Below are 10,044 nucleotides of genomic sequence, written 5' to 3' on the forward strand. Positions count from 1 at the left end.
CAACGTGCGCGGTTCCGGGGGGAGCACGCCGCTGTGGGTGGCGCTGAAGGAGAAGAACCGCGACAGCTACGAGGCCCTCTTGAAGTACGGGGCCGATCCCAACGTGATCATGAGCGGCAGGCGCGTGGTGACGCACTGGGCCGCGGAGGAGGAAGACCCGTGGTGGCTCCGTTTGGCGCTCGAACACGGGGCCGATCCCAATCTGGTCAACGTCGGCCGCGGCCGGCCGAGCGAAGGGACCCCTCTCAAATTCGCACTCGGCAAAAGATCCATGATATTCCCTAAGGATGCCAGATTTCTCGGCAACGTCAAGTTACTGGTGGAACATGGGGCGGACATCGACAAACCTTGGCCGCCTTCGCCGAGAGAGGGGCCTAATGGCCCCATCGTGCCATCCTATCCGCTTGCGTTGGCTGCCGGTTGCAACGATTTTGAAAGCGTCTTATACCTGCTTGAAGCAGGAGCCGATTACAAGCTCGCAGACCCCGGAAACGGGGATAAGTCCCATTTAATAATGGGACTTATCCCCTTTTCCGGGTCCATTTAATAATGGGACTTATCCCCTTTTCCGGGTCCTTTTCCGGGTCCCCCTTTTCCGGGTCCCAGTCCGTAGCGGCAAAGATGGTTCATGAGGTCGACGACGCTGTCGCCGGTGAAGCGGTACGAGCCGTCGAATACGTGGGCGTCGTTCGTCTCCAACAACCGCAACACCCCGCCGGCCAGCGATTGCAGGTAGCGTTTGCCGCCCTGGTAGACGAGATATGTTTGCGGCGACTGCGCGTTTTCTTTGGCCGGGTAAACGCCGTTGAACACGGCCGAGAGCCGGTCGATGGCGGCCATCAAAGCTTCCTCTTTCTCGCGGCTGCGTTGGCCAGTCTGGCCGATCTCTCGCGCGGCGCCCTTGAGGGCTTCTTCGAACCGCCGCCGCGGCTCGTCGAACTCGCGCGTCCGCAGCGCCCGCGGCCAGCGAGTGGCGGTGGGATCGGCGGCGTCGGCGCGAAACGCAATGACTTGCCCGACCATCGGCCCGCCGGCCCGCACGGCCTTCGACCCGCCGACTTTCGCGCCATCGGTCAGGCGGATGTGATGCACGTCGCCTGAGTCGAGCTTCTGATCGGCCACTGAATCGGCCAGCGACTGCGGGCCGGGCATTAACTGATAGGCCATCGAGGCGGCGGCCAGCTCACGCAACATCCAATTTAGTTCATGAGTCACGTCGCCCGCGATGACGTTCTGCGGCAGTTTTTCGATCAGCCGCTTTTGCTGCTTCTGCCGCGATTCCTCTTTGTCGAGGTACGCCGGGTTCTCCTTGAGCGGGTAGGCGCGGTTCAGCGCGCGGCGTTCGAAATACGTCTGCACCCACAGCACCGAGTTTCGCATCTCGTGCTCGGCCGCGATGGCGTTATGCCGCCGCGCGATGGCCGCCGATTCCAGAAAGTCGCCCACCGCGGCGATATACGAGGCCTGGGCGAAGATGATGGTCGAAGCGACCGTCGCGCCATATTGCGGCGGAAGCGAGATATGGTGATGCGGCCCCGGCGGCGGTGGCGCTTGGCCCCAAGCGACGCCCCGCGACAATGCGATCACCACAACCGCGAACGACGCGAACCAACGAGTTCGCATGACAGGACCCTCACAGCGAAAGAATCACGCGATTCGACACGCCCGCCATTATTTGGAGGGGTGATGGCAAAAGTCAATCGCTCGTTGCGGTCACGGGCGGCGCCGGCGCCGGTTTGCCGGCCCCGAGCTGCTCCAGCTCGATCTGCACCATCTTCAGCAGAGCTTGCAGGAAAGCCACGATCATCGGACCGACGACGACGCCAATCGGACCGAGCGCCTTCACGCCCCCCAGCACGCTGAGCAGGGCCAGGAGCGGGTGCAGATTCGATTGGCCCTGCAGCACGAACGGCTTGATGAAATTGTCGGCGGCCGAGACGATCACCGCGCAATAGGCGGCCAGCACGATGGCCGCCGTCGTCCGACCGTCCAACAACAGCCACAGGCAACAGGGAATCCACACCGCTGTGCCGCCGACGAACGGCACCAGCGAGAACAACATCGTCAGCATCGTGAGCAGGGCCAGCGAGCCGATGCCGGCGAAGAAGTAGCCGATGCCCGCCAGCACGCCTTGCACCACGGCCGATAACAACATCGCCACCACCACCGCGCGGCTGACCGTGGCAAACTCGTTGAGAAGCTGCTCTTCGTAACGGTCGTCGAGCGGCGAGATGCGCATGAACGACTTGATCATCGCCGAGCCGTCGGCGAGAAAATAATACAGCGCGACGATCATCACCGCCAAACCGATCAACAGATCGGGCAACACGTCGCCGGCGTACTGCGCCGAGCCGACCGCCAGCGAGTCGGCAAACTGCCGCGCTTTGGTACGCCACAGCGCGAGCTGCTCTTCCGATGGATTCGCCTGGCGCTTCAGCCAGGCTTTCCAGGTCGTTCCCAGCAGGTCGCCCGACAGCGCATCGAAGGCCTCGTCGATCGCCGCTGCCGCCTCGGCGACCTGATCCTCACTCACGGGCGAGGTGCGCAGCGGCCGGGCGGCAGTGGCCAGCCGATCGACGTCGGCGGCGAGACGTCCGCGGTCCTGTGTCGTGGCCCAGCTTGGGGCATGGTCCAAACCTTGAAGCTCGTGGTGTACGACCGCCGCCAACTCGCCGCCGGCGGTGGCCATCTCCGCAATTGCCCGTTCTTCATCGACGGGCTGGTGCCTTTGCCAGGCATCGAGCGCGGCTTCGAGCCTTCGCAGGCCGGCCATCACCGGCGGGGGCGGCAAATCGAGCCCCGTGCGCTGACGAAGGGCGGCCAGCTTCTGCCTTATCGCGACCGAGTTCCAGTGCCGGGCGATCGAGCTGGCCTCGAACGCCGCCTGAATCAGCACCAGGAGCAAGGGGGCCATCACGATCGTCAGGATGGCCAACGTGGTCGACGCGGCGGCCAACCGCTCGCGCCCGCGGCAACGGGTGACGCACCAGTGGTGCAGCGGCCGAAAAATCACCGCCAGCAGCACCGCCAGAAAGAGCGGCACAAAAAAGCCGGCCATGACGTGAAAGAACAGGCCCCCCATGACCAGCAGAATGGCCACCAAGACAATAAAAGAGACCACACGCGCCATAACGAGTCGCCTATATCGGGACAGTTGTGGCACATTGTAGGGTAGACGGTAGGCGGTAGACAGTAGACGCGGACGCCCAATCAGCGTCTTTCCGCTCGTCACCCCGTCTACCGTCTACCAGCGGATCAGCCGCCCCTCGATGGCGCACCTGCCCCGCGACTGCGGCCTGAGCGGGCTGAACGGGTCGCCTCGTTTTGCCGATACGATCCCTTATAGGGATGATAAACCATGTCCTCGTAAGCTCCCCGCTTGGCGAAGTAGACAGCTTGTTCCTCGATGCGTTCGGGCGCCAAGGCCGGCGGGTCGCTGCTCAAGCCGCCTTTGCTTCGCCGATACCGCCGGGGTGGTCGCAGTGCGGCGTGGCCCGAGCGCTGACCGGCGTGCGTGCCGTCCATATCCTTCAGCAGCGTCTCGGCGGGATTCGGATCGCCGCCTTTTGGCACCGGGCCCTTGCCTCTGCCCATGGCACCATTACCGCCGGCCGGCGGAGTCTTGCCAAAGCGCGGTTGCCCTAAGCGCCTGCCGGGGACAAGGCTTCCGGAACGGATGCCTGGCGCCAGGCTGGAACCGTTGACGCCGGGCGATTGCTCAATGGTGTTGCCCAAGGGACCTGGGAGCATCGTGCCGATGTGCGCTCCCGGAGCCGCCTGAGTGCCGCCAATGCCGACACCGCTGCCGGTAAATCCGGAGCCGGCTCCTCCCGCGCCCATTCCGAACCCCGCGCCGCCCGCCCCGCCGGCACCCATTCCGAAGCCTCCCGCACCCGCGCCTCCGGCGCCGACGCCACCCGGTGCTCCCGGCGCCACGCCGGCGCCGCCCGCCCCGCCTGCACCCGCTTGCGCGTGGCCCTCTTTGGTGGCCGACAAACCCAACGATAGGGCCGCGGCAACCACGGCCAGCCACTTGTACCTTTTCATGCATCGCATATTCTGATCTCCCCGGTTTTCAAGCGCTCGGACGTCTGGATCGATACTTCACGCGGCTGAGGATCGGAAACTCGGAGGATGGCCTTCCTAGGCCGTCTCTTGCTTTTTTCCGCTCTGAACGGCCTCGGAAGGCCATCCTCCAAATGCGTCAACCACGCGCAACGCTTATGTCACGCAAACAACATGCCGCTGGTCGAGCGGTAAGGTCTCAATATGCCGCCCTCACCATCGCCGCGCCGCAACATCGAACTCAAGGCCCGCCTGAATTCGCTGGACCGCGCCCGAGCGCATTGTGCCGAGCTTGCGGGACCGCCGCTCTGCGAACGGCAAACCGACACCTACTTTGTTTGCTCTCAGGGACGGCTCAAGCTGCGCCAGCGCGACCCCGAGCCGGCCCAGCTTGTGGCCTACGCGCGGCCCGACGCCACGACGCCCCGCGCCAGCGATTACTGGCTCGTCGGCGTCGCCGATCCCGCCACGCTCAAGGCCGCTCTCACCGCCGCACTGGGCGTGCTCGTCGTCGTGGAGAAAGAGCGCGAAGTATTTCTTTATCGCAATGTTCGCATCCACCTCGACCGCGTCATCGGGCTGGGAGAGTTCGTCGAGTTCGAGGCCGTCATGTCGCCGGGCGACGACGAAGCGGAAGCCGTTGGCCTGGTGACGGAATTGGCACGCCGCCTGGGTGTGGCGCCGCAAGACCGCGTCGACGGTTCTTACAGCGATCTGTTGCTTGTGAAACCGCCCGCCGGGCGATAAACTGCCTCGATGGCAGGTGCTTGCTTCATCGGCTGAAAGGAAGATTTGGATGAGTGACGCGGCCCAGCTCCGCATAGACGACAAAGAGATCGACTTGCCGGTGGTCGTCGGCACGGAGAACGAAAAGGCCATCGACGTCTCGCAGTTGCGAGCGCAGACCGGGTTGATCACGCTCGACGAAGGTTATGTGAACACCGGCGCCACCACCAGCGCCATCACCTATCTCGACGGCGAGCAGGGCGTGCTCCGCTACCGGGGCTACCCGATTGAAGTCCTCGCGCAGCATTGCGACTTCATCGAAACGAGCTATTTGCTGATCTACGGCGAGCTGCCGACCCAGCAGCAGCTCGAAGCCTTCCGCAATTCGCTGCGGCGGCACACCATGCTGCACGAAGACATGAAGGCCTTTTACAACGGCTTTCCGCGCGACGCTCACCCGATGGCCATTCTCAGTTCGGTGGTCGGGGCGCTGTCGACTTTCTATCAGGACTCGCTCGATCCGCACAGTGAGGAGCAGGTGCAGGTCTCGATCTTTCGGCTGATCGCCAAGCTGCCGACCATCGCCGCCTTCAGCTACAAGAAATCGATCGGCCAGCCGTTCATCTACCCGCGCAACGACCTGAGCTATTGCCAGAACTTTCTGCAGATGATGTTCGCGGTGCCGAGCGAGCCTTATGAGCTCGACCCCGATTTCGTCGATGCGCTCAACCTGCTGCTGATCGTCCACGCCGACCACGAACAGAACTGCAGCACCTCGACGGTGCGGATGGTCGGATCGAGCAACGCCAACCTGTTCGCCTCGGTCTCGGCGGGCATCTGCGCCCTGTGGGGCCCGCTGCACGGCGGCGCGAACCAGGCCTGCGTCGAGATGCTCGAAAAAATCCGCGGCGACGGCGGCAACGTCAAAAAGTACATCGATCTGGCCAAAGCCAAGAACAGCCATTTCCGCCTGATGGGTTTCGGCCACCGGGTTTACAAGAACTACGATCCGCGTGCGTCGATCATCAAGACCACCTGCGACCTGCTGGTGAAGAAGCTCAAGATCAAGGACCCGATTTTCGACATCGCCCAGGAGCTTGAAGCCGCGGCCCTTTCCGATCCCTATTTCATCGAGCGCAAGCTGTACCCGAACGTCGATTTCTATTCGGGCATCATTTACCGGGCGATGGGCATTCCGGTGCAGATGTTTACGGTGTTGTTCGCCATCGGCCGGTTGCCGGGCTGGATTGCCCATTGGGCCGAGATGCATCATTCGCCGACCAAGAAGATCGCCCGGCCGCGGCAGATTTACACCGGCGCGAAAGTGCGCGAGTTCGTGGCCCGCGACAAGCGGTAAACGCGAAGCGGCACGCGAAATCATGGCTTGCGGGCCATTCGGACTGATTTGGAAGCGAGGAGAACCATCATGAATTGGGAAGAGCGGATCGAGATTAATCCGCGCGTGCTCGTCGGCAAGCCGGTAATCAAGGGTACGCGGCTCGCCGTTGAATTCATCGTCGAATTGCTTGCCAACGGCTGGTCGCAGCAACAGATTATCGACAACTATCCAGGCATCACCAGCGACGATATCCAGGCATGCCTGCACTATGCCGCGGACACCCTCAAGAGCGAGCGGGTGTATTTGATGTCGGCCCCATGAACATCTTAGCCAACGAAAACTTCCCTCGGGGTCGCCGTTGAGGCGCTTCGGGTCGCCGGCCACGACGTGCTTTGGGCCAGGACCGACATGCCCGGAGCGGCCGACGACGTCATTCTCGGTCGCGCCCAGGCGGAAGGGCGGTTGGTCGTGACGTTTGACAAAGATTTCGGCGAATTAGCATTTCGTTGGGGCCTTCCGGCGACCTGCGGAGTAGCGCTGTTCCGCCTGCACACGCAAGCTCCGAACTACGTGTTGGCGCGCGTCCTCGATTCGTTTACCGACGCCGCGGCGTGGATTGGCCATTTCGCGGTGGTTGAGGACTTTCGGGTCCGCGTTCGGCCCCTGCCGTGAGAGCGAGGTCGGCCCGTTTTTGAGCATGCCTACCACTTTTTGGTAGCGAGCCCCGTTAGTCCCCGGTGGGCCGGCGCTCGCAAGCTCGCTGGTCCCACCCTACACGTCATCACCGAACCCCAGCACGCGGCGAGCTTCGGCGGGCGTGGTCACTCCGGCTTCGATCGCGTCGCATGCCCGACGCACCAGCGGCACCATGCCGCTCTCCAAAGCAAGCTGTTGCAGACGCGGTCGATCGCCGCGCGACAAGATGGCACGGGCAAGATCGTTGTTCTGCACCGTCAACATTTCCGCCAATACGGTCCGGCCCCGATAGCCCGTCCCCCCGCAAAGCGAACATCCCCGCGCGGCGAGCATCGTGCCCACCGGCAAGCCGAGCCGCGAGTCGGCGTCGTCGGTCGGCTCGGCGCACTCGCAGAGCCGCCGCACCAGCCGCTGCGAAATGATGGCCAAGATGCCGCTGCGCAGCAGGTAGGGCGCGATCTCCATGTCGCACAGCCGGCTGATGGCGCCCACGGCGCTGGGCGCGTGAAAGGTGGTCAGCACGAGATGCCCGGTGAGCGAGGCCTGAAAGACGGTCTCGGCCGTGGCCCGGTCGCGAATCTCGCCCAGCATGATGACCTCGGGATCTTGCCGCAGCAAAAACCGCAGCCCGGCCGCCAGGTCGAAACCGGCCGCCGCATTCACCTGCGACTGGGCCACGCCCGGCACGGCCATCTCGATCGGATCTTCCAGCGAAGCCAGACTGCGGCTGCCGTGCGACGTTTGGGCGATTTCGCGCAGGCAGGCGTAGAGCGTGGTCGTCTTGCCGCTGCCCGCCGGCCCGGTGACCAAAATCGCTCCCGACGTTTCTGCCAGCAATCGCCTTAGCCCGGACACGATTTCCGCCTGCAAGCCCAGCGATTCGAGCGACTGATACTGGCCGCGGTCGGCAAACAACCTCACGACCGCTTTCTCGCCATAAAGCGTCGGAAAGGTGCTCACGCGCACCTCGGCGCCGGCCGCCTGCCGAATGCGGCCTTCTTGCGGCGTATCGGTGCGATAGGTGAGCAGCCCGGCCAGCACTTTGAGCCGGGCCACGACGTTGGGCGCCAACGGTGCGGGCATCACGGCCAGCGGCTGAAGCACGCCGTCGATGCGCCATTGGATGTCCAGGCCGGTGGCCGTCGGCAGCAGGTGCAGATCGCTGGCTTCGACCTGGCGTCCGGCGGCCAGCAGCCGCTCGACCACGAGCGTGGCGTATTGCGGATCGCCCGCGTCGAAAGCCGCGAGTTCGTGACGCAGGGATTCGAGGGTCATATCGTTGCGAATGGGGTCACACGACCGCAGCTTTCACGCAGTGGATGGGCGGCAACGAGCTGGCGACGCACTCGAACGACTCGCCGCCGTCGCGGCCGCGCCAAAGCTGGCCGGTGGTGGTGCCGAACCAAACGCCGGGGCGGCGGCCGTCGTCGAGGTCCATCGCGTCGCGCAGCACCGTACACCAGGCTTCCTTCTTGGGCAGGCCCTCGCTCAGCCGCTGCCAGGTTTCGCCGGCGTTTTCGCTCCGCCAAACCGCGGGCCGCGCGGCGGGGCAAGTGCGAGTGGCCCCTTCCAGTGGAACGACGTACACAATGTCGGCGTTGTGCGGATGCACGGCCACCGGAAACCCGAAGTCGCTCGGCAGCCCCTTGGCGATGCTCTTCCAACTCTGGCCGCCGTCGTCGCTGCGCAGCACGCCCAGCGTCGGATCGTCCGGAAAGCCGCCGTGGTTCTGCATATAGAGCCGCTCCGGACGGGCCGGATGGGCCGCGATCTTGTGGACGCACTGACCGAACTCCGGAAAGCGGTCGGGCATGAAGCCGGCGCCGACGCCCGCGTTCTCCGCCGCGAAGCTCCGATCGCCGTCGCGGCTGGTGTAGTGTCCGCCGGTCGAGATGCCCAGGTGCAGGGCGTCGCCGTGCCGGAGAATGGTGTGCAGGCAAAGTCCGCCGTTGCCGGGCTGCCACTGGCGGGCGTGGGGGTGGTCGGTGATACCCGGCACCTTCTCCCAAGTGTCGCCGCCGTCGCCGCTGCGAAACAGGGCCGCCGGTTCGACCCCGCAGAGATAGTCTTTCGAATCGCCGCCCGCCGCCAGCGACCAAACGTTCTTCAGTGTGCGTCCGTCGTCGGCGGCGAACGCGGGGGCCGACTTCGTGGGCTTGAACTTCTTGCCCAGGTCTTTGCTCACTTGCAGGGTGGTGCCGAACCACGGCGAGCTGGGCACGGCCAGCAGCTTGGGCGTCTTGCCGCGGCGGTCGATCAGGGCCGTGTTCAGCGGCATGCCGGGAAAAAACGGTCCCCGCAGCTCCAGCCGGCGCGCCGTGCTGCTTCCCTCGAGCACGAACAACCCTTTTTTGGTGCCGACGGCGACCACCACCCGACTGACCGTGCGCTGAGCCATGCCTTTAACCTCCAGAAACAGCGGGCAGGATGCTGACCAGATCGCCCGTTGCCAACGGCGTATCCAGTCCGGCCCGCGCGCGGACATGGTCGTCGTTGACGAAGACATTGACGTGCGGCCGCGGCTCGCCGCGCTCGTCGCACAGGCGGACGTAGACTTGCGGCTCGGCCCGCTCGAGTTCGGCCAGCAGCCCGCGAACGTTGGCCGCCGTCAGGCAAAGCTCGGAGCGTTGCCGCCCGCCGCGACCGCTCAGCAGCGTTTCGAGCGCCGCCGGAATCAGAACTCGGACTGATCGAACCGTGTCGTCCATCGCCTTAGTGTGTTGAGGCGCCGCCGCGAAGGCTGAAGGCACTGCTGTGCCGTGCCTTCGTCTCGCGGGCCGGACTGCCGTGGAAAAACATATCGCAGATTTACGGGAAAAGCAACGTGTGACGGCGGCGGCCGTCATTCACTCGATGAGCCCGCATTCAGGTTTCAGGGTTCAGGGTTCAGATTTGCTTGTGAAAAACAAAAAACTCGCGTGTCGTCCGGGCCGTCTAAAACTAGCCTGGATTCCCATAGTGCCGTATTCACCTAAGAGTCGGCCCCCCCGATCCAACGGGGCCGGGGGGACCTTAGTCGATCGCTTTACACCATAGCGGCGCTTCAACCGAATTGAAATCGCAGGCGCTTGTTGCCTAGCCACGGAATGCGAGTGTCGGTCTTGTCAAAGCCAGCCGCGATCAAGAGCGGATGGTGCGCGCGTTTCTGAAACTGCACCACGATCGACCGCTCGTCGATGTGCAACGTCGCAGTCGCATCGATGAAGTCTCGAAACAAG

The 10,044-nt window shown here is 64.2% G+C and carries 10 protein-coding genes and 1 pseudogene; 5 read left to right on the top strand and 6 right to left on the bottom strand.

Going from position 1 to position 10,044, the window contains the following annotated elements:
* On the top strand, positions 1–547 hold a 547-nt coding region (locus tag VNH11_11555; GenBank protein ID HVA46994.1), incomplete at its 5' end, for a hypothetical protein.
* Here the strand turns inward: VNH11_11555 and VNH11_11560 are convergent.
* From VNH11_11560 to VNH11_11570, 3 genes are all read right to left on the bottom strand, one after another.
* On the bottom strand, positions 544–1,623 hold the full coding sequence (locus VNH11_11560; GenBank protein HVA46995.1) for a hypothetical protein: 1,080 nt from the start codon (positions 1,621–1,623) through the stop codon (positions 544–546). The genes VNH11_11555 and VNH11_11560 overlap by 4 nt on opposite strands.
* Positions 1,624–1,696: 73 nt before the next feature.
* Entirely contained in the window at positions 1,697–3,130 is a 1,434-nt protein-coding gene (locus VNH11_11565) for an AI-2E family transporter (protein HVA46996.1), read from the bottom strand.
* Between the two features lie 125 nt (positions 3,131–3,255).
* Complete coding sequence (locus VNH11_11570; GenBank protein ID HVA46997.1) at positions 3,256–4,047, bottom strand: hypothetical protein; 792 nt, start codon at positions 4,045–4,047, stop codon at positions 3,256–3,258.
* Between the two features lie 222 nt (positions 4,048–4,269).
* Here VNH11_11570 and VNH11_11575 point away from each other — a divergent pair, with 222 nt between their 5' ends.
* The 4 genes and pseudogenes from VNH11_11575 to VNH11_11590 all read left to right on the top strand — a co-directional run bounded on the left by VNH11_11575 (position 4,270) and on the right by VNH11_11590 (position 6,802).
* Complete coding sequence (locus VNH11_11575; protein HVA46998.1) at positions 4,270–4,812, top strand: class IV adenylate cyclase; 543 nt, start codon at positions 4,270–4,272, stop codon at positions 4,810–4,812.
* A 49-nt stretch (positions 4,813–4,861) separates the two neighbouring features.
* Positions 4,862–6,148 (top strand): citrate synthase, encoded by a 1,287-nt coding sequence (locus VNH11_11580; protein HVA46999.1) that lies wholly within the window; start codon positions 4,862–4,864, stop codon positions 6,146–6,148.
* Positions 6,149–6,217: 69 nt separating this feature from the next.
* Complete coding sequence (locus VNH11_11585) at positions 6,218–6,451, top strand: DUF433 domain-containing protein (GenBank protein ID HVA47000.1); 234 nt, start codon at positions 6,218–6,220, stop codon at positions 6,449–6,451.
* A gap of 45 nt (positions 6,452–6,496) precedes the next feature.
* Positions 6,497–6,802: pseudogene (locus tag VNH11_11590) on the top strand (DUF5615 family PIN-like protein).
* Positions 6,803–6,901: 99 nt separating this feature from the next.
* Here the strand turns inward: VNH11_11590 and VNH11_11595 are convergent.
* The 3 genes from VNH11_11595 to VNH11_11605 are packed head-to-tail and all read right to left on the bottom strand — an operon-like array spanning position 6,902 to position 9,534.
* On the bottom strand, positions 6,902–8,101 hold the full coding sequence (locus VNH11_11595) for a GspE/PulE family protein (protein ID HVA47001.1): 1,200 nt from the start codon (positions 8,099–8,101) through the stop codon (positions 6,902–6,904).
* Positions 8,102–8,117: 16 nt separating this feature from the next.
* Positions 8,118–9,224 (bottom strand): hypothetical protein, encoded by a 1,107-nt coding sequence (locus VNH11_11600; GenBank protein HVA47002.1) that lies wholly within the window; start codon positions 9,222–9,224, stop codon positions 8,118–8,120.
* A 4-nt stretch (positions 9,225–9,228) separates the two neighbouring features.
* Positions 9,229–9,534 (bottom strand): MoaD/ThiS family protein, encoded by a 306-nt coding sequence (locus VNH11_11605; protein HVA47003.1) that lies wholly within the window; start codon positions 9,532–9,534, stop codon positions 9,229–9,231.
* Positions 9,535–10,044 lie beyond the last annotated feature (510 nt).

Source organism: Pirellulales bacterium (assembly GCA_035533075.1).
Taxonomy (GTDB): domain Bacteria; phylum Planctomycetota; class Planctomycetia; order Pirellulales; family JAICIG01; genus DASSFG01.

Coding starts and splice junctions, on each gene's coding strand:
- VNH11_11580 (HVA46999.1), top strand. CDS start 4,862: ATGAGTGACGCGGCCCAGCTCCGCATAGACGACAAAGAGATCGACTTG.
- VNH11_11575 (HVA46998.1), top strand. CDS start 4,270: ATGCCGCCCTCACCATCGCCGCGCCGCAACATCGAACTCAAGGCCCGC.
- VNH11_11560 (HVA46995.1), bottom strand. CDS start 1,623: ATGCGAACTCGTTGGTTCGCGTCGTTCGCGGTTGTGGTGATCGCATTG.
- VNH11_11595 (HVA47001.1), bottom strand. CDS start 8,101: ATGACCCTCGAATCCCTGCGTCACGAACTCGCGGCTTTCGACGCGGGC.
- VNH11_11570 (HVA46997.1), bottom strand. CDS start 4,047: ATGAAAAGGTACAAGTGGCTGGCCGTGGTTGCCGCGGCCCTATCGTTG.
- VNH11_11605 (HVA47003.1), bottom strand. CDS start 9,534: ATGGACGACACGGTTCGATCAGTCCGAGTTCTGATTCCGGCGGCGCTC.
- VNH11_11565 (HVA46996.1), bottom strand. CDS start 3,130: ATGGCGCGTGTGGTCTCTTTTATTGTCTTGGTGGCCATTCTGCTGGTC.
- VNH11_11600 (HVA47002.1), bottom strand. CDS start 9,224: ATGGCTCAGCGCACGGTCAGTCGGGTGGTGGTCGCCGTCGGCACCAAA.
- VNH11_11585 (HVA47000.1), top strand. CDS start 6,218: ATGAATTGGGAAGAGCGGATCGAGATTAATCCGCGCGTGCTCGTCGGC.